Annotated in this window: 13 protein-coding genes; 7 read left to right on the forward strand and 6 right to left on the reverse strand. The window is 71.6% G+C overall.

What is annotated here, in order from left to right; genetic code table 11:
* Nucleotides 1–14 precede the first annotated feature (14 nt).
* Nucleotides 15–1088, reverse strand: a complete 1074-nt coding sequence (locus GKE82_RS19470; protein ID WP_196189338.1) for a glucosaminidase domain-containing protein — start codon at nt 1086–1088, stop codon at nt 15–17.
* Between the two features lie 55 nt (nt 1089–1143).
* Between GKE82_RS19470 and GKE82_RS19475 the strand changes: the two genes are divergently transcribed.
* Nucleotides 1144–2208, forward strand: coding sequence for a cutinase family protein (locus GKE82_RS19475; protein ID WP_154734464.1), 1065 nt, complete (start codon nt 1144–1146; stop codon nt 2206–2208).
* 26 nt (nt 2209–2234) lie between these two features.
* Here GKE82_RS19475 and recD read toward each other — a convergent pair whose 3' ends face one another.
* Genes recD through recC form a run of 5 tightly spaced genes read right to left on the reverse strand, consistent with a single transcriptional unit; the run spans nt 2235 to nt 11373 of the window.
* The gene (gene recD / locus GKE82_RS19480) at nt 2235–4097 is read right to left on the reverse strand and encodes an exodeoxyribonuclease V subunit alpha (protein WP_309233713.1); all 1863 of its coding nucleotides are present in this window, start codon (nt 4095–4097) and stop codon (nt 2235–2237) included.
* Nucleotides 4094–7432 (reverse strand): UvrD-helicase domain-containing protein, encoded by a 3339-nt coding sequence (locus GKE82_RS19485; protein WP_309233714.1) that lies wholly within the window; start codon nt 7430–7432, stop codon nt 4094–4096. The genes recD and GKE82_RS19485 overlap by 4 nt, the downstream gene beginning before the upstream one ends.
* A 7-nt stretch (nt 7433–7439) precedes the next feature.
* The gene (locus GKE82_RS19490) at nt 7440–7871 is read right to left on the reverse strand and encodes a TA system VapC family ribonuclease toxin (RefSeq protein ID WP_309233715.1); all 432 of its coding nucleotides are present in this window, start codon (nt 7869–7871) and stop codon (nt 7440–7442) included.
* Nucleotides 7868–8104: an antitoxin gene (locus GKE82_RS19495; protein WP_107568697.1), complete on the reverse strand. Its 237-nt coding sequence runs from the start codon at nt 8102–8104 to the stop codon at nt 7868–7870. The genes GKE82_RS19490 and GKE82_RS19495 overlap by 4 nt, the downstream gene beginning before the upstream one ends.
* A gap of 23 nt (nt 8105–8127) precedes the next feature.
* A complete protein-coding gene (gene recC / locus GKE82_RS19500; protein WP_154734465.1) occupies nt 8128–11373 on the reverse strand; it encodes an exodeoxyribonuclease V subunit gamma in 3246 nt (1081 codons plus the stop codon).
* Between the two features lie 348 nt (nt 11374–11721).
* Between recC and GKE82_RS19505 the strand changes: the two genes are divergently transcribed.
* The 6 genes from GKE82_RS19505 to GKE82_RS19530 all read left to right on the forward strand — a co-directional run bounded on the left by GKE82_RS19505 (nt 11722) and on the right by GKE82_RS19530 (nt 19131).
* Nucleotides 11722–13026, forward strand: coding sequence for an IS1380 family transposase (locus GKE82_RS19505; protein ID WP_196189339.1), 1305 nt, complete (start codon nt 11722–11724; stop codon nt 13024–13026).
* Nucleotides 13027–13524: 498 nt separating this feature from the next.
* A complete protein-coding gene (locus GKE82_RS19510; protein ID WP_230316232.1) occupies nt 13525–14277 on the forward strand; it encodes a hypothetical protein in 753 nt (250 codons plus the stop codon).
* Between the two features lie 98 nt (nt 14278–14375).
* On the forward strand, nt 14376–15587 hold the full coding sequence (locus GKE82_RS19515) for an Eco57I restriction-modification methylase domain-containing protein (protein WP_196189340.1): 1212 nt from the start codon (nt 14376–14378) through the stop codon (nt 15585–15587).
* Nucleotides 15520–15795, forward strand: a complete 276-nt coding sequence (locus GKE82_RS19520) for a hypothetical protein (protein WP_154734468.1) — start codon at nt 15520–15522, stop codon at nt 15793–15795. The genes GKE82_RS19515 and GKE82_RS19520 overlap by 68 nt, the downstream gene beginning before the upstream one ends.
* Before the next feature lies 1 nt (nt 15796).
* Complete coding sequence (locus tag GKE82_RS19525) at nt 15797–18370, forward strand: GIY-YIG nuclease family protein (RefSeq protein WP_154734469.1); 2574 nt, start codon at nt 15797–15799, stop codon at nt 18368–18370.
* 152 nt (nt 18371–18522) lie between these two features.
* Nucleotides 18523–19131, forward strand: coding sequence for a hypothetical protein (locus tag GKE82_RS19530; RefSeq protein WP_154734470.1), 609 nt, complete (start codon nt 18523–18525; stop codon nt 19129–19131).
* Nucleotides 19132–19137 lie beyond the last annotated feature (6 nt).

The following is a 19137-nucleotide window of genomic DNA, read 5'->3' on the forward strand; positions in this document are numbered from 1 at the left end:
GCGCCCGCGGCGCGTCAGTCGTACTGCGCCAGCGCGTAGCGGCGGCGGAGGTCCAGCAGCTTGTCCGCGTACGCGGGGTCGGTCGCGTAGCGGCGCGCGATCTCGCGCAGGAACCGGACGGGGTCGTCGGCGTGCTGGAACGCCGCGGCGTAGGCGGGGTTCGTCGCGAGCCGGCGGCCGTGGTCGAGCACGGAGGCCTCGAGCGTCGGGTAGGCGCGGAAGGCGGCGATCTCGGTGGCGCTGCGTCCGGCGCGGACCTCCCAGGTCTTCTTGAAGACGCAGCCGCCGGCGAGGTCCTCCCAGCGCCACGTGCTCGCCGCGACGCTCTGGGCCTTCATCCCGAAGAAGTTGTTGGCCAGCGCGGCGACCTTGCCGCCGCCGGTCTCCAGCACGGCCTGGGCGAGCGTCACCGACGGTGGCACGCCGTACGTGTCGCGCGAGGCCTGGGCGGCGGGGGCGACGGCGGTGACGAACTGGCGCGCGTCGGCGAACGGCGGGATCAGCGCGAAGGGGGAGACGGGCCCGCAGCGTCCCTGTCCGGCGACGGCCGGGTCGGGTCCGGCGGCGCCGATGCCGCAGTACGGGGCGACGAGCGCGCTCGTGCGGGTGGCGAGGTAGCCGTCGGAGACGTAGCCGCGCCGGCCGGTCGCGGTGCGCACGCGCGCCCACACGCGGGTGGCGCCGGCGGCGGTGGTGGCGAGCGGCCCGTTGCGCTGGCACTCGACGGTCACGCGCGTGCCGCGCGCGAGGCGGGCGAGCAGCCGGCCGGCGGGGGCGGCGCGCAGCGCGAGCGACGGCGCGGTCGTCGTCGTGGCCGGTCCGGGGGTGAGCGGCGTGGGCGCCTGCGGCGCGGGGGCGCTCGCCTGCCGTGGTGCGACGGCCCCGCCGGTGGTGGCGGCGGCGGGCGCGGCGAGGGGCCAGGACCGCCAGGGCGGCCGGGAGGATGGCGGCAGGACGCAGCATGCGACGCGACATGGTGCCGGGCGGACCCGGCCGCGCGCGCAGGTTGCCGTGCAGCGCCGAGTGCGCGCCGGCGCACCATTGCGGTGAGCTGCCGCGTAGCGGACCGCCCGCGCCCGTCCCTCCATGAGGCCACGGTGAGATCTGCGCCTACGGTCGCGAGCACGGGGGTAGGAGGCGCCCATGACCCGGACGCGAACCCTCGCCGCGACCTGCGCGGCCCTCCTGCTCCCGCTGCTGGCGTCCGCGCCCGCCGAGGCGAAGAACGTCACGAAGCTCGAGTCGTGGAAGGCGTCCAACCGCTACCTCGCGAAGGCGGACATCGACGGCCGCTCGCAGCCGAAGCTCGAGCCGCGCGCGAAGACGAACCACGTCCGCAAGGGGCAGTGGGTGAAGATCAGCTGCCAGACGACCGGCCAGTCGGCGTTCGGGTCGACGGTGTGGTCGAAGGTCGGCCGCTACTACGTGCCCGACCAGCTGCTGAAGACCTACACCGACGGGCGCCTGCGGGGCGCCCCGTCCTGCGGCCGCTCGGCGCCGTCGGCGCCCGCCCAGGGACGCTGCACGGCGGTGACGCTGTACGGGGTGCGCGGCTCCGGCGAGCCGATCGCCGGGCCCTACGGCATGTCCACCACCGTCGGGCGGACGGTGGAGCGCGCGGTCGCCCAGATCCGCCGCAAGGGCCGCTCGGTCCGGGCGCTGAACGTCCCCTACGAGGCGGCGTCGGTCGAGACGATCATCTCCGACCCGTCGCGCTTCCAGCGCTCGATGGAGTTCGGGAAGATCCTGCTGAACGCGATGATCTCCAAGCGGGTGAAGCAGTGCCCGCGCACGCGCATCGGCGTCGTCGGCTACTCGCAGGGCGCCGGGGTCGCGAGCGAGACGCTGCGCGGCCTGTCGGTCCCGGCACTGCGGCGCGTCCGCGCGGTGACGCTGTTCGCCGACACCTACTCGGCCGGCCGCTCGGAGTACACGGTGACGCCGAACCCGTTCCGTCCCAGCGACACCGACGCGGACCGCAGCGGCAGCGGCATCCTCGGCGACCGGCGGCTGCCGCGGCAGATCCCCTACAAGTGGGACGTCTGCTTCGTCGAGGACCTCGTCTGCGACGGGCGCAAGTCATCCCTCGGACTGCTGGCCCAGGCGTCGGTGGCGAGCGTGCACACGCGCTACAAGGACTTCGTGATCGCGGGCTTCACGCTGCCGCAGCTGCAGGGCCTGCTGATGGGCCGCACGATCCTGCGCTGAGGAGGGCCTGGGGCGCGCGGGTCCCGTCATTCCCAGAGCCGCTCGCGCAGCGCGCTGGCGCGCGCGGCCGGGCGGCTCACCGCGCCGCGCACGGCCTCCTCGGTGCCGACGACGACGAGCTGCTGCGAGGCGCGCGTGACGCCGGTGTAGAGCAGCTCGCGCGTGAGGATCGGCGAGTCGGTGCCGGGGAGCAGCACGGCCGCGGTGTCGAACTGCGAGCCCTGCGCCTTGTGGATCGTCATCGCGTACACGGTGTCGATCGCGCTCAGGCGCGTCGGGCTGAACTCGAGCGCCTCGCCGCGGCGCTCGAACGCGGCGGTGACGCGGTCCTGCGCCCCGGCGATGACGACGCCGGTGTCCCCGTTGTAGAGGCGCAGCGAGTGGTCGTTCTCGGTGACGAGCAGCGGCCGGCCGACGTACCACTCCCCGGCGCGCGGGTCGAACCCGTCGAGTGCGTCGGTGAGCCAGCGCTCGATGGTCCACATCCACGGCGTCGCGCCGTACGGGCCGCGACGGTGCGCGGTCAGGACGCGGAAGGAGCCGAGCGCGGCCAGCGCCCCGCGCGGGTCGCCGGCGCGGGCGGCGTCGAGGACGGCGCGCCCGGCGGCGACGGCGGCGTCGCGCACGGGCGCGAGCAGCGGGTCCGGGTCCGGGCCGGCCTGCGCGTCGAGCGGGATCCAGCGGACGCCGGGGTCGGCGGGCTCGGCGAGCCGGGCGAGCACGGCGTCGGGGTCGCCGCTGCGGATCGCGGCGGCGAGGTCGGCGATCGCGCCGCCGAACCGGTGGGTGGTGTCGAGCACGACGACCGCGTCTCGCAGCGCCCCGTCGACCGGTGGTGCGCCGGGGTCCTCGGCGGCGGGACCGACGACGTCGCCCAGGACGGCGCCGGCCTCCACGGAGGTGAGCTGGTCGGGGTCGCCGACGAGGATCAGCCGGGCGTCGGGACGGACGGCCTCGACGAGCCGGCCCATGAGCGAGAGCGAGACCATCGAGGTCTCGTCGACGATCACGACGTCGTGTGGGAGCCGGTTGCCGCGGTGGTGGCGGAAGCGGCTGTGGCTGTCGGGCCGCCAGCCGAGCAGGCGGTGCAGCGTCGTCGCGCTGGTGGCGAGGAGCGCGTCGCGGGCCTCGGTGTCCAGGTCGGGGGCCTGCTCGTGCAGCGACTCCTCCAGTCGCGCGGCGGCCTTGCCGGTGGGCGCGGCGAGCGCGATCAGCGGCGGTCGCCCGTCGGCGGCCTGCTCGTGCAGGAGCGCGACGATCCGCGCGACCGTGGTGGTCTTGCCGGTCCCCGGGCCGCCCGCCACGACGGTGAAGCGCCGGTGTACGGCGGTGCGCGCGGCGCGCACCTGGGCGCTGTCGGCGGGCTCGTCGGGCCAGCGCAGCCGGTCGAGCCCGTCGTCCAGCAGCGCCGCGTTGACGAGCTCCGGCTCGCGTGCGGCGAAGCCGCGCAGGTCGGCGGCGATGCGCTGCTCCTCGCGCCAGTAGCGGTCGAGGTAGAGGTGCGTGCCGACGAGCCGCAGGGGCAGTCGCTCGCCCGCGTCCTCCCCGACGGCGACGAGGGCCGGGCAGGCGCCGAGCGCGTCGAGCCACGCCGGCACGGCGGGCCACGGCAGCGCGGACAGGTCGACGGCCTCCTCGCCCTCGGTGGTCGCGCGCTGGGCGATGGTGGCGAGGTCGACGAAGACGTGCCCGAGCCGGGGGGCGCGGACGGCGAGCGCGACGGCGAGCAGCACGCCGGGGTCGTCGGCGGCCGCGAGCGCGGCGAGGCGGCGGGCGACGTGCACGTCGGCGGCGGCGAGCACGCCCGCCTCGTTGAACGCGCGCAGCGGCCCGTCCGGGGCGGCGTGCGCGACGCGGGCGTCGAAGGGGTCCTGTGCGAACGCGGTCACGACGACGCCCCCCGGTCGAGCACGTCGCTGAGCGCGACGACGAGGTCGCCGGGCGGGTGCCAGGAGAAGACGCCGGCGCCGGGCTCCCCGGTCATGCCGCGAAGGAACAGGTAGTGGACGCCTGCGAGGTCGGTGGCCGGGTCGTGGTCGGGCACGCGCCAGCGCAGGTAGCGGTGCAGCGCGACGGTGTAGAGCAGGCCCTGCAGCGCGTAGTGCGACGCGTACATCTCCTCGCGCAGCGCGTCGGCGTCGAACGCGGCGAGCCGGTTGGTCTTGTAGTCGGCGATCCCGTAGCGGGGCCGCGGGCCGGGCAGCCGGAAGACGAGGTCGATCGAGCCGGTCAGGTACCCGCGCAGCGCGGCGCGCAGGTCCGGGTCGGCCAGCCGCTCCGCGTAGGCGCGCAGCGGGTCGTCGGCGGGGAGGTGCTCGCGCAGCACGCGGCCGATCGCCCCGGGGGTGAGGACGCCCGTGGGCGTCGCGCCGCCGACGAGCGGCATCTCGAACTCGAGCTCGTCGAGGCGGTCGTGGCGCGCGATCGCGGTGAGCGTGACGCCGTCGAACGGGGTGCGCAGGGCGGTGGCGAGGCCGTCGACGAACACGTCCGGCGGGCCGACGTCGACCGCGCGGCGCGCCTGCGCCTCGGCGAGCCGGGCGCGCAGCTCGTCGGGCAGCGGGTCGGCGGTGAAGTCGGTGCGCTCGAGCAGGTCGTGGACGAGCGTGCCGACGTGCACGCCACCGGGCATGTCGGCGAGCGGGACCGCGGCCACGGCGGGCAGGTCGTGGGTCTCGGCGGGCTCGTCGGTGAGCAGCGCGCCGTCGGCCTCGGGCTCGCTGGCCGCCGCGGCCGGGCCGCCGGCACCGGCGTCCCCGTGGGAGGTCGCGGCGGTGATGTTCGAGTAGGAGGTGCGCCGCCAGGTGCGGTCGATGCCGCGCTCGAAGCGGGCGGCGGCGAGCTCCCCGTGCTCGACGGTCTCCGCGCCCCAGCGGGCGGGCGCGCTGACCGTCGAGGTCTCGACCGACACGCAGCCGGGGCAGCCGGCCGCGAGGTCGGCGAGACGTTGCAGCACGTCCTCGTCGGACGGCACGCCCTGCCCGGCGGGCGCGATCGCGCCGCCCGGGTCGCGCGAGAACAGCAGCCGTGACAGCGGCGCGTCCTGGGAGGCCCACGAGCCCGCCCACCAGACGACCGCCTGGTGCTGGGCGCGGGTGAGCGCCACGTACGCGAGCCGCAGGTCCTCGCCGCGCGTCTCGCGCTCGTGCTGGCGGCGGTGCGCCGCGTAGGAGCTGCCGTCCAGGCCGACGTCGATCGTGCGCCGGTCGTGGTTGTCGGGGTCGTGGAAGAAGACCGGTTCGGCCTCGCGGCTGATCCACGAGGGCTCCCACAGGTCGGGGTAGAAGACGATCGGGAACTCGAGGCCCTTGGAGCGGTGGATCGTGAGGACCTGCACGGCGGCGGCGTCGGACTCCAGCCGCCGGGAGCGCTCCTCGTCGGCGTCGCGGGCGGCCTCGGCGATGCGCTTGCGCAGCCACGCGGTGAGCGCGGCGATGCCGAGGTGCTCGTCGGTGGAGGCCCGGTGCAGCAGCTGGCCGACGTGGCGCAGGTCGGTGAGCGCCCGTTCGCCGTCGGTGACGGCGAGCATCCGCTCGGGGAGCCGCTCCTGCGTGGTGATCGTCTCCACGAGCGACGCGACGCCGCGCTCGCGCAGCACGTGCGCCCACGCGTGCAGGCGGCGGTGGACGGTCTCCCAGTCCTCGTCGGTGGCGCCGGCGATGCGGTCGGCGGGCCAGCCGAGGAAGACGGTGAGCGCGACCGCGCGGGCGCGGGGACTGGAGGAGGGACGCTCGAGCGCCTCGAGCAGGCGCAGCCAGTCGCGGGAGGCGTCGGCGTCGAACACGCTCCCGGCCCCGGCGAGCACGGCGGGCACGCCGCGCGCGTCGAGCTGGGCGCGGATGGCGGCGGCGTCGCGGTTGCGGCGCACGAGCACGGCGAGGTCGCCGGGGCGCACGGTGCGCGTGCCGGTGGGGCTGCCGTCGGGCGCGCGGGTCTCGATCTCCGCGCCACTCTCGAGCAGCTCCACGACCTGGCCGGCGACGTCGTGGGCGATGTGCGCGCGGGTGCCCGCGACGCTCGCGAAGCCCTTGGGAGTGAGCGGCACGACGCCGCTGCGACGGTCGACGACGCGCAGCCGCAGCGCCTCCCCGACCGGGGCGCCGCGCAGCCGCGAGCCGCGGTTGGCCTCGACCGCCTCGACGTCGCGGTAGACGATGTCGGGGTGGCCGAGCTGGGAGCCCTGGAACAGCTGGTCGTAGGCGGAGATCAGCTGCTGGTCGGAGCGGTAGTTCGTGCCGAGCGTCTGCCGGTTCGTCGCGGTGCGCGCGGCGTTGAGGTACGCGTAGACGTCGGCGCCGCGGAACGCGTAGATCGCCTGCTTGGGGTCGCCGATGAGGACGAGGGTGCCGTCCTCGTGGTCGAACGCCCGGTGCATGATCGACCACTGCACGGGGTCGGTGTCCTGGAACTCGTCGACGAGCACGACCTTGTAGCGGTCGCGCAGCCGCTGGGCGACGGTCTCGCCGCTGTCGGGGTCGCGCAGCGTCGCGTCCAGGCGGGTGAGGAGGTCGTCGTAGGTCATGACCGAGCCCAGCCGCTTGCGGCGCTCGAGCTCCTGGCGGGCGGCCTGCGCGAGCCGCACGCGCATGGCGGCGTACGTGTCGGGCCGGGCGTTGCGGGGCTCGAGCGCGTCGGCGGGGTTGGCGATCGCCGCGGTGGTGATCGCGCGGGCCTCCTGCGGGCCGAGCGCGCGGTTGGGGTCCCAGTGGAAGCGGCGCACGTAGAGGTCGTCGACGACCTCGTCGATCAGGTCGCCGACGTCCTCGACGAACGTCGTGTCGGGCGCGACGTCCCCGGTGAAGCCGAGGCTGCCGAGGGCCTCGAGGCAGAACCCGTGCGTGGTGGTGATCGTCGCCGCGTCGAAGTCCGCGACCGCGGTGCGGAGCCGGTCGCGGGCCGTGGCGATCTCCTCCTTCGTCGCCCCGATGATCAGCAGCATCGCGATCTCGTCGTCCTGCGGGGGCTCGGTGCCGTGGGTGAGGTGCTCGTCGAGGATCCGCTCGGCGGAGACGAGCCGGTCGCGGACGCGCTCGCGCAGCTCGCCGGTGGCCATGCGCGTGAACGTGACGATCAGCAGGTCCTCGAGCGGATGCCCGGCGGCGACGTAGCGGACGGCGAGCGCGGCGATCGTGAACGTCTTCCCGGTGCCGGCGCTGGCCTCGAGGATCGCGACGCCGCGCGGCAGCGGACCGGTGAGGTTGAACGGGGTCGGCTCGTGGGTCACTGCGTCCTCAGATGACGACGAGGTGCTCGTCCGTCGCGTTGCGGACGGCTGAGAGCACGACCCCGTGATCGAAGGTCACGAACCGACCCTGGTGGTGTGTCGCGAGGGCGAGCAGGTAGGCAACCGTGACCTGTCGTGGTCCGTGGACCCGGGTCCGGTCGATGATCGTCTCGTCGAGGATGCTGACGTCGCACGGCCAACGGGCGTGATGACCGGCGGCGCAGGCTGCGGCCAGCACCTCGACGGCGACCGTCGGGGAGACCGGACTCGGGTACCGCGGCTGGCTGATGATGCGGACGAAGCCATTCTCGGTGATGGCGCAGGACGCCCACCCGCTGGGACCGTTCTCCGCGAGCCACTCGTGCGCGCGGCGGTGATCGATGTGATCGCTGTCCAGCAGCGCGAGCAGGACGTTGATGTCGAGGAGCGCGCGGCTCACTCGTCGTCGTCCTCGCGGAGGCGGTCGATCAGCGCGTTGGTGACGGGCGCGCCACGCGGGGGCAGGGGACGGAAGCCGAGCGTGGCGGGGCCGACGTCGGACGCGGGGACGCCGGACGTGAGGGACTGGCGTGCGAGCTCCGAGAGCACACGGCCGGCGGTGGTGCCGTCGCGCCGGGCACGCTCCTTCGCGGCGAGGAGGACGTCGTCGTCGATGTCGAGTGTGGTGCGCATGCATCTGATGCTAGTGCATCACGTCAGCGGTCCTGGACCTGTTCGTGGTCGAGGAGAGGCGCCCAGAGTCGCTGTGCCCACGTCGGGAACTCGGGGCGGCGCTCGAGCAGCTCCGCGAAGCTCAGGACGCCGCCGAGGAGCAGCCGGTGCTCGGGCTCGGCGTCCTCCTTGGGGAACTTGAAGTCCGACTCCCACGCCTTGCTCGCGGCGTGGTCGGCGTTGCGGCCCTGCGCGGCGGCCTCCGCGTGGGCGTGCGAGGTCGCGGTCGCCAGCGGCGGCGGCTCGCGGCGGCCGCGGTCGTAGAGGTCGACGAGGTCGTGCAGGTGCGTGCGCGCGTCGTCGTAGGCGAGCTCGGGGAGCCGCGCGATCGTCGCGTCCGCCCGTCGGACGCCGCTGCGCGCGCGGCCGATCACGATGGCGTCGAGGTGCCGGTCGGGGTGGGCGACCGTGAGCACGAGCAGGCGGACCCAGTTGGCGAGCCGGTGCTTGGGCCCGACGCGGGAGTAGAGGACGACCTGCAGCTGGTCGCCGTGCAGGTAGGGGACGGTGCCGCTGAGCACGCGGCCGTCGGCGAGCGTGATGCGGGCGTCGAGGCTCGTCGCGGGCGGGCGCGGGTCGCCGAGCTGCTCGCGCGCGGCGGCGTACACGGCGCCGACCTTGCGCTCGATCGGCCGCAGGATCGGGTCGGCGAGGTGCCCGGGCGGGAGCGCGCCGCGGGCGAGCTCGGCCGCGCGGGTCTCCTGCGCGCTGCGGCCCTGCAGCCGGGCGCGCAGCATGCGGTCCCCGATCGCCCACTGCTGCAGGCCGTCGAGGTCGACGGGCAGGGCGTCCTGCACCTCGTCGTCGTTCTCGGTCAGCCGCACGCCGAGCCGCTGCCGCAGGAACGCGCGGGCGGGGTGCTCGACGAAGCGGATGAGGTCGTCGAGCTCGACGATCGCGGAGGTCGGGGCGGGCAGGCGGTCGGTGAGGAACGGGGGGCGCTGCGTGCGCGTGCCGGTGAGCGCGCGGGCGCCCTGCAGCGTGGTGGTGTCGAAGCTCAGCGGGGTGGCGCCGTCCCGGCTCTGGAAGTTGCGCGGGTCGAACGGCTGCAGCGGGTGCTCGACGACCGGCCGGGCGTCGGGCGCGGTGCGCGCGATGACGTCGAGCAGCTCGGCGACCGGGACGGCCGGCGGCTTCTGCGCGTTGGTGCGCTCGTCGTTGCCGGTGTAGGTGATGATCAGCCGGTCGCCGGCGGCGAGCAGCGCGTCGAGGAGCATCTGGCGGTCCTCGGAGCGGCCGTCGTGGTCGCCGGGCTGGTGGTCCTGGACGATGAGGTCGTCGCCGTCGCGGGGGGCCTTACGCGGGAAGACGGTGTCGTCGAGGCCGAGCAGGCAGACGACCCGGTGGGGGATCGACCGCATCGGCTGCAGCGTGCAGAACGTCAGCGCGCCGGTGCGGAAGTTCGCGCGCGTGGGGCGGCCGCGGAGGTGCTCGTCGAGCAGGTCGCGCAGCTCGGCGACATGCAGCGGCGCGGTGCTGCCGGCGGCGTCGGCGGCGATGGTGGCGAGCAGCCGGTCGGCGGCGTCGCGCTGCCAGGCGTCCCTGGGGGTGGTGTCGGTGAGCAGGTCGGCGGCGTGCCGCAGGTGTTCCGTGTACGCGGTGAGCGTGTGCGGCTGCTGCAGCGTGGTGATGACGGAGTGCAGCCGGTCGACGAGCTCGGCGAAGCGCCCGGCGAGGTCGATGGCGCCGGACTCGACGTCGTCGAGCGGGAGCGTGTCGTGCACGAGCGGCTGCTCGTCCTCGGTCATCGTGATGCCGAGCAGCACGCGGTCGAGCCCGGTGCGCCACGTGTTGCTCTCGAGCTTCTGCAGCTTGAACGGCGCGCGGTGCGGCGCGTCGAGGCCCCAGCGCACGCCGGTCTGCTGCGTCCAGTCGGTCAAGCGGGTGAGGTCGTCGTCGGTGAAGCGGAACCGTCGTCTGACCGGCTCGCGGTCGGCGAGGTCGAGGACCTCCGTGGCCGTGAGCCGGCGGTCGACGAGCTCGAGCAGGCGGCCGAGCGTGCCGAGGACGGGGTTGGTCTGTCTGAGTGCGCGGTCGGCGAGGCGCACCTGGAGCCGCGTGGGGTCGTTCTCGGTCTCCGGGTCATCGCTGCTGCCTCCTGCGAACGTGGCGTGGATCAGCGGCGCGAACGCCTCGATGTCCGGGCACATGACGATGACGTCGCGGGGCTCGAGCGTTGGGTCCTCTGCGAGCGCGTGGAGGATCTGGTCCTTGAGGACCTCGACCTGGCGGGCGCGGCCGTGGCAGCTGTGGATCCGGACGCTCGTGTCCTCGTGGTTTGTGGCCGTCGGCGCGCGGTCGTGGCGCACGTCGTGCTGGAGCTGCTGCAGGAGCGTGCGGGGCGGCGGGTGCTCCTCGTGCGTCGGGTGGTCCTCGATCTCGTCGCCGAGGACGGTCTGCAGTTCGCGCGCGTCGCGGCCCCAGGAGGCGAGCAGGCGGTTCGTCGGGATCGTGTCGCCGCCCGCCTGCCACAGCGCGGGGGAGGGGTGCAGGAGGAACAGGTGCACCTCGCGCGTGCGCGCGAGCGCCCGGAGGATCTGCAGGTGCGCCTGCGGCAGCCGGGTGAGGCCGAAGAGGCTCAGGCGGTGCGGGAGGGTCGAGTCGGCCCCGTGCTCGATCCTCTCCGCGGCCGTTCGCAGCCGGGTGGCGGGATCGGGCGCGTCGATCCGCGCGGCGAGGCGGCGCCACAGCTCGGCCTGCCAGGCCAGGTGCGGGGCGAGCTGCCCGCCCCGGCCGTCGACGTCCTCGCCGTCGGCCCAGCGCGCGAGCATCCTGGGACGGTGCAGGGCGTAGCGGTCGAACAGCTGCGCGAGGTGCCGCACGGCGACGAGCCGGCGCGGCTGCTCCTCCTCGACCCCGCTGTCCTTCAGGTGGTCGGCCAGCGTGCGCAGCCACGGCTCGTGCAGGTGCTCGTCGACCAGCTGCAGCAGCGGCCAGACCGTCCGCTCCCTGCGCCACGGATCGTCGTCCGGATCAATGCCCGTGGCCTCGCCGATCGCCTGCGTGACCAGCTCCCGCGGGGAGGGGAAGTCGATGTTGGCGACGATCCCATCTTGCGTCGTCGCCCCGAGGTGCGCGCTCAGCGTCTGCGTCAACCACCGCTCCACCCCGCGGGTCGGGACCGAGACCAGCTCCGGCGCGAACGGGTCCCCGGGCGGGGCGTCGGCGAGCAGGGCGCCCAGGGTGGCGACCAGCGCGTCGGCGTGCGTGGCGTGGTGGGCGTGGAGCACTGGGGCGTAGTCGTATCAGGGGGGCCGTCGTCTGACGGGTTGGCGTGCTGAGGGGCGTGGCGCGCCGGCTGGGGGCCGGGCGGTCGCAGGTTTGAATCCTGTCTCCCCGATGCACGAAAGCCCTGCAATTCCTCGGGTTATCGCGTTTCTGGAGTGGTTCGGCAGGGGCCACAGGGTCCAACTCGGGGTCCAATTTGCCCGGGGGATCGCGCCGGGTCGCGCGACTAAGCCTCGATCCACCGCGAGGCTAGACCGGTGTCGTCCGGTTGCTAGCGAAGAATGACCTCCTGAGCAGGGCTTTTCACGGATGTAGCGGCATCCGGGGTCCTGCAGCAGGAGGTCACCTTCGTGGTGCAGCATGGCGGGCCGTCCGGACTGGACGCGATCGACGTCTGTTTTGACGATGAGCGGGCGGTCGCCAGCGCCGGGATCGCGCTGGTCGCGACGCTTGCCCAACGCCTTGGGGCCGAGCAGCTCATCGACGAGACCGTCGATCTCGGTGATCGTCCCGGCGCCGGCCTGGAGGGCGCGAAGGCGATGACGTTGGTCTCGGCGATGGCGCTCGGCGCCGACTGCATCGACGACTGCGACCTGTTGCGCTCGGGGCGCACCGCCGAACTGGTCGGCCACCGCGTGCTTGCCCCGTCGACGCTCGGCACGTTCTTGCGGGCGTTCACGTTCGGGCACGTCCGCCAGCTCGACCGTGTCCTCGGTGAGCTCGTCGCGCGCGCCTGGGCCGCTGGCGCGGGGCCGGGCGACGGGCGGCTGGTGATCGACCTCGACTCGTTCGTTGGTGAGGTCTACGGATCCAAGAAGCAGGGCGCGGCGTTCGGCTACACCCGCGTGCGCGGGATGCATCCGATCCTCGCCACGCGCGCCGACACCGGCGAGGTCCTGCACATCCGCCTCAGGAAGGGTTCGGCGAACACCTCCAGGGGCGCCGGCCGGTTCCTCGACGAGCTCATCGCCCGCATCGCCCGCACGAACGCGACCGGCCCCAGGTTGCTGCGCGCCGACAGCGGCTTCTGGAACAACAAGACCTTCGACAAGCTCGAGGCCGCGGGCTGGGACTTCTCGATCGGCGTTCGCCAGAACCCCAAGATCCGAGCAGCGATCGAAGCGATCGACGAGACCGCATGGACCACGCTCGAGGACTACCCGAAGACCTCGATCGCCCAGATCGCCGAAACCGAATGGGCCACAAGCCGCCGGCTCGTGATTCGCCGCGTTCGCACCCTCGACCGCCAAGGCCAGCTGCTGCCGACCTGGGAGCACTACGCGTTCATCACCAACCGCACCGACGACCTCGCGCTCGTCGAGGCCGAGCACCGCCAGCACGCACAGATCGAGCTGGCCATCCGCGACCTCAAAGACCAGGCCCTCGCGCACTTCCCCTCCGGCCGCTTTTGCGCCAACAGCGCCTGGACGGTCCTCGCCGCGATCGCGCACAACCTGCTGCGCTGGACCCAGCTGCTTGGCGCCCCCAACCAGACCATCCGCACCGCCCGCACCCTGCGCCGCCGCTGGCTGACGTTGCCCGGCCGACTGACCCGCACCGCCCGGCGCTGGACCCTGCACCTGCCAGCCCGCTGGCCCTGGCGCAACGCCTTCACCCAAGCCCTCGAACGCATCCGCGCCCTGCAGCCGGCCTGACCGCCGGCCACTCGTTCGACGACGATCGCACCGCAGGACCTCCGCGACGGCCCCTGCACGCACACCCTGCTCAACCGCCGCCTCAACAGCTTCCGAAGGCGACCGCTAGCTCAGTTGGCGGACCATCGGCTTCCCGAGCCACCGCTCACGCGCTCGACCCCCTCGGACCGAGCGCGCTCACCGTTTACGCGGTGGATCGAGGCTAAGGGGCATGCACGAGGGCGTGCTTGCGGGGCGTAACGGACGGACGCCGTGAGGTCCAGGCTCTCGGCGCATGACGCGGTGCGGTGCGGTGCGTTGCGGACGTTGGCAGCTGATCGAAAGAGGGCTGCGGTCGCTCGAGGCCTGGGAGCGCGTTGGGATGCGCGCGCGGGACAGGCTGCGGCTACTGCTCCGCGCACCGGTGCCAGCGGGCTACAAGCCGGGACGGGCGCCGGCGAGCGGAGCGCCGAATGCTTTTCTGTCCGATCCGTCGTGATCCGAGCTTACGATCAGGTCATGGCTTTTGGAGACGGCGACTCGATCGATCCGCTGGCGGTCGATGGTCGGGCCGAGAAGTCAGGGCTCAACCAGGCGTCCTCGGCGAAGTGGGGGCCCACAAACGCCCAGATTAAGTCGCGTGAGCGCGTTCGCGACCTGGCCGAGGTGTACACGCACAAGCGCGAGGTCGACGCGATGCTCGACCTAGTAGCGCCGATGTTCCCGAGCGAAGGCGACCCCGCAAACACAGACCGGACGTTCCTCGAACCGGCGTGCGGTTCCGGGAACTTCCTGGAAGAGATCTTGCGACGCAAGCTCGCCTTTGTGTCAGTCGCGAGGTACGGTCGCGGCGACCGGTATGAGCACCGAATCCTGCGTTGCGTGGCGTCGATCTATGGCATCGACATCAGCCAGGACAACGTTGATGAGTCTCGCGATCGGATGCGCGCAGTCGTTAACTCCCACCTCGACAACGACCTCAATACAAAGGTCGTGTCCGATGCGTTCGCAAGCGCCGTCGAAGCGATTCTCGGCACGAACATCATCCTCGGAGACACGGTGGCAGACGCCGACCGGATCAACCTTGTCGAGTACCGTGCTAGCCACGGCTGCACTTTCATCCGGACATGGACCACGCTCGACGCGGCCTCTCGGGAGATGGACCTTTTTGCCGCAATGACGCCGAAGTGCGACGCGCGGCCGGTGCACTTCAAGGAGCTGGCGAGCCACCCGGAGCCGGTCCCCGCGTTGCTCAACGGAGTTGAGGCGTGATGCGCGCTGGCGGGAAGCGGCACGTTCCTGACATCCTTGACTGCCTCGCCCAGCTCTCTAACGACGAGGTCCCGACTCCGCCCAACCTCGCGCGAGCGATGCTCGACGTACTGCCCGAAGGGATCTGGTCGAACCCCGAGCTGCGCTGGCTGGACCCGTTCTGCAAGTCCGGAGTCTTCCTGCGGGAGATTGCGAGCCGCCTGCTCGACAGCCTGGCCGAGTGGGAGCCCGACCACGTCAAGCGGCGGGAGCACATCTACCGCAACATGCTGTTCGGCTGCTCAATCACCGAGATGACCGGCCATATCGCGCGGCGGTCGCTCTACTACTCCCGCGACGCCTCCGGCACGCACTCAGTCGTCAAGTTCGACAGCGACCAAGGCAACCTCCCCTTTGTCCCCGCGGAGCACCGGTTCGTCAAAGGCAGATGCGATGTTTGCGGGGCGCCCGAAGACCTGGAGCGCGGCGGAGGCCGCGAGAACTACGCGTACGCGTTCATCCACGACGCATTCCCGACCAAGGAGATGGACGGCATGAGCTTTGACGTGATTGTGGGTAATCCGCCGTACCAGATCGACAGCGAAGGTAACACGCGGACCATGCCGATTTACCAGAAGTTCGTCGAGCAAGCGATCCGGCTGAACCCGCGCCACCTCGTGATGATCACGCCGTCTCGCTGGTTCGCAGGCGGGCTCGGGCTCGACCATTTCCGCGCGACGATGGTGGCCGACCGCCACATCGCCAAGATGGTGGACAACCCGAAGCTCTTCGACTGCTTTCCCGGTGTCGAGATCAAGGGCGGCGTTAGCTACTTCCTCTGGTCGCGTGACCACGACGGCGACTGCGAGTTCAGCACGCGCATCGATGGCGAGATCACCTCGACCCTCGTGCGCGATCTCCGCGACGGCGAGGGCGTGCTGCTCCGCCAGAACGAGGCGATCCCGGTGCTCAAGAAAATCCGGGCCAAGGGCGACCCGTCGGTGGCGCACCGGATCAGTTCGCAGGCACCGTTCGAGCTGCGGTCCAACTTCACCGGATCGAAGAAAAAACCGGATGCCGACGCGGTCAAGCTGTACATCCGGGGGAGGGGAGGCCTGGGTTCGGCGCTCCGAACTGCCGAAGGGGCAGGAGATGGTGGACTCGTACAAGGTCTTCACTCCGAAGGCGGCCGATGGCCACGGTCGCATCCCGGCGACGGTTCTCGGCACGCCCGTCGTGGCCGATCCGCCCTCGGCCTGCACGATGACTTACCTCGTCGCAGGAAGCTGGGAAACGCGGGAGGCCGCGGAGAACTTCGCCGCCTACCTTAGGACGAAGTTCGTCCGCTTCCTCGTCCACCAGCGCAAGGCCTCGCAGGACGTCACCGGCGACCGGTTCCAGTTCGTCCCGGACCTCCCGATGGACAGGATGTGGACCGACGAGGCGCTGTACGACCGGTACGAGCTGACCGACGACGAGCGGGCATTCGTTGATTCGCAGATCAAGCCTATGGCGGCCAGCGAGGCAGCAGCCGACTGAGATGTCCGCCGTCGTCGAGGGAGTCGAGATACCGGTCGCGGAGACCGTCGGTTCGCCGGCTGTCGCCCGGCGCATCTATGCCTACACGGTGGTGGGCCGTGACGAGACCTCAGTGTCGTGGCAGCGGACTAGCGGCTCCACGACCGTCCTGGGCCGCGGCCTCATCAAGGTCGGGGAGACGACGAAGCCCACCGCTGAGGAGCGCATCAAGCAGCAGCTCGGAACCGCGTTTCCTGGACTCAAGGGCGTCAGCATCCTGCTCGACGAACCCGCCGAGCGGACCGACGGGACAGCCTTCCGCGACCACGACGTGCACCGCCAGCTCCAGGCCGCCGACTACCGTCGCGACGGCGAGTGGTTCGAAGCGACCCTGGACGAGGTCAGGGCCGCGATCGTCGCCGTCCGCAACGGCAAGCGCTTCGACTCGGCACGCACCCAGGACTTCCCGATGCGCCCCGAGCAGGAAGACGCCGTTGCGCGCACCGCCGGGTACTTCGCCGCGCAGCGCGCCGCGTACCCCGACAGCGTCTCGCGGTTCCTGTGGAACGCGAAGATGCGCTTCGGCAAGACGTTCGCCACCTACCAGCTCGCCCGTGAGCTGGGATGGAACCGCCTGCTGGTGCTCACCTACAAGCCGGCGGTCCAGAGCGCCTGGAAGGACGACCTGCTCGGCCACGTCGACTTCGAGGGCTGGCACTTCGTTGACCGCGACACCGACCCGGAGGTCGCCGCCAAACTCGCCGATAGCCCGGACCCCGTCGTCTGGTTCGTCTCATTCCAGGACCTCGCGGGCAGGACCGCCGACGGCGAGGTCAAGGACCGTCACATGCCAGTCCACTGGGCCGAGTGGGACTGCATCGCCATCGACGAGTACCACTTCGGCGCGTGGCGGGACACCGCCCGTGATCTGTACGACCCCATCGACAACGTGCTGGCCGAGCAGGAGGAGCCTGACGAGGCGGTCACTACCGAGGACCTCGGGCTGAAGACCGGTCACATCCTCTACCTGTCGGGGACGCCGTTCAGAGCGATCACCAACGGGGAGTTCACCGAGGACGCGATATTCAACTGGACCTACCCCGACGAGCAGGAGGCCAAGGAAACCTGGGACGTGGAGGACGGCCCCAACCCGTACCTGGACCTCCCGAGGATGGAGATGTTCTGCTACGGAATGAGCGAGCGGGCCGCGGAGTGGGCGGCCGGCGGCGAGTTCGACGGCTTCTCGCTCAACGAATTCTTCAAGGCCAAGCGTACCGACGAGACCAGCAAGTCCACCGCGTCCGGGGCGTTCGTCTTCGAGGACGAGACCGGCGTGTCTGAGTTTCTCAACATGCTTCGCGGCAAGCTCTCCGACCACATCAAGATGCAGGTGATCGCCGGGCAGAAGGCCCCTTTTCCTTATGAGGCCCCCGTCTTCGAGGACGCTGTGCGCCACAGCGTCTGGTACATGCCCGACGTCGGCTCCTGCTTGGCGATGCGCGACCTGCTCACCGGCCATCCAGCCTTCCGCGATTACCGGATCACGGTCGCCGCCGGCAACCAGGTGGGGATGGGCGCCGAGGCCAAGCCGCCGGTCGACAAGATGATCGCCGACGCCGACCGCGACAATGCCCCCGGCTCCATCACGCTGTCCTGCGGCAAGCTGATGACCGGCGTCACCGTCCCGCAGTGGGGCGCGATCCTGATGCTGCGGTCGCTGAAGTCCCCCGAGTCCTACTTCCAGGCGGCCTTTCGGGTGCAGTCGCCGTGGAGCACCCGTCAGGCCGACGGCACCCGGACGGTGCTCAAGGAGAAGTGCTTCGTCTTCGAGTTCGACCCGAACCGGGCGCTGTCGCTGCTGGCCGAGTACGGCATCCGCCTGTCCACCCTCGGGGAGTCCTCACCGTCGGAGGCCATCGGCAAGCTCATCAACTACCTGCCGATCTACGGCTTCGAGGGCGGAGCGATGCTCCCGCTCGACGCCAACGACGTCCTCAACTGGGCGACTGCGGGGATCGGCGCCAGCGCGCTGGCACGCCGGTGGAATTCGCCGCTGCTGGTCAACGTCAACGAGCACTCGATCTCCGCAGTGCTCGCCCAGCCCGAGCTGCTGGAGACCCTGGAGCAGATCGAAGACTTCCGGGCGCTCGTCCAGGGCGGCGAGCAGATCGTTACCTCCACCAAACTGCTCAAGAAGGCCAAGCGCGAGCAGGGCGGCAAGCTCACCGGCGCTCAGAAAAAGGAGCAGAGCGAGACCGTCAAGAAGCGCAAAGAGATCCGCGAGAAGCTGCAGAAGTTTCTCGCCAAGATCCCGGTGTTCATGTACGTGACCGACGTCCGCGAAGAGGCGCTCAAGGACATCATCCTGTCTGCCGACTCCGCGCTGTTCGAGCGCGTGACTGGCTTGACTGTCGAGGACTTCAAGCTGCTCAACGAACTAGGCCTGTTCAACGCCCAGAACCTCAACCACGCTGTGTTCCAGTTCAAGGTCTTCGAGAGCAGCAGCCTGCACTACGCAGATAGCGAAGCCGAGCGCCCGCGGATCGAGCGCATCGGCCTGTGGGACCAGACCGTCACCGTCGACCACCGGGCCTGAGCGGGCTCGCCCAGGCCCGGAAGTGTCGCGCGGGACGACTCCGTGAAGTGCCCCTGATCCGCCGCCGCGCCGCTGCCTAGTTCCTGGGCGTCGTCACCGTCGGGTAGCGCAACTACGATCGCAAGGTGCCGCGGCGGTGGGTCATGTGGGCGATGTTCTTCAGCAGCTACACGCCGCTGTTTGTTCTCGTCGGGTTCCGGTCGGCCGGCGACGACGGCTCGACGCCGGTCATGGTGGTCGCAGGACTGCTGGTCATCGCGGGAGCGAGCGGAACTGTGCTGCTGCTCAACCAGGCGAAGGGCAAGACCGCCGGGCGCTATGAGCTGCTCGAGGTCGAGCAGCGCGACGCTGACGTCGCCGCCTACGCTGCCACGTACTTGCTGCCGTTCCTCACCGTTTTCGGCGGCGACGCCCTCGACGTGCTGAGCCTTGCCGCATTCGTGGTCTTCCTCGGCGTCGTGTACGTCCGCTCGCGGCTGATCTACGTGAACCCGGTCCTCTTGGTCATGGGCTGGCACCTGTGGCGAGTGGTGCCACTGACTGAGGGCGCCGACCGCGGCCGCGAGACGGTCCGGTGGCCCCGTTATCTTCTCGCTGACACCAGACGGCTGCGCCAGGGTCAGACGATCCAGGCGCACAGCCTGACCGATGACCTGCTCCTTCTTGACTCCGACCTAACCTCAGATGCCGCAGCCGCGACGGAACGAGAAGGACGTCAGGGCACAGGGCGCTCCCAGGCGGAAGACCAAGACGCCTGGTGAGCGTCG

Source organism: Conexibacter sp. W3-3-2, from assembly GCF_009707605.1.
Lineage (GTDB): Bacteria > Actinomycetota > Thermoleophilia > Solirubrobacterales > Solirubrobacteraceae > Paraconexibacter > Paraconexibacter algicola.

What these genes read in the sequence shown, in the direction of transcription:
- GKE82_RS19470 (WP_196189338.1), bottom strand. Translation starts at nt 1,088, where the DNA reads ATGGAGGGACGGGCGCGGGCGGTCCGCTACGCGGCAGCTCACCGCAAT.
- GKE82_RS19475 (WP_154734464.1), top strand. Translation starts at nt 1,144, where the DNA reads ATGACCCGGACGCGAACCCTCGCCGCGACCTGCGCGGCCCTCCTGCTC.
- GKE82_RS19495 (WP_107568697.1), bottom strand. Translation starts at nt 8,104, where the DNA reads ATGCGCACCACACTCGACATCGACGACGACGTCCTCCTCGCCGCGAAG.
- GKE82_RS19510 (WP_230316232.1), top strand. Translation starts at nt 13,525, where the DNA reads ATGGCTTTTGGAGACGGCGACTCGATCGATCCGCTGGCGGTCGATGGT.
- GKE82_RS19515 (WP_196189340.1), top strand. Translation starts at nt 14,376, where the DNA reads ATGCTCGACGTACTGCCCGAAGGGATCTGGTCGAACCCCGAGCTGCGC.
- GKE82_RS19520 (WP_154734468.1), top strand. Translation starts at nt 15,520, where the DNA reads ATGACTTACCTCGTCGCAGGAAGCTGGGAAACGCGGGAGGCCGCGGAG.
- GKE82_RS19525 (WP_154734469.1), top strand. Translation starts at nt 15,797, where the DNA reads ATGTCCGCCGTCGTCGAGGGAGTCGAGATACCGGTCGCGGAGACCGTC.
- GKE82_RS19530 (WP_154734470.1), top strand. Translation starts at nt 18,523, where the DNA reads ATGTTCTTCAGCAGCTACACGCCGCTGTTTGTTCTCGTCGGGTTCCGG.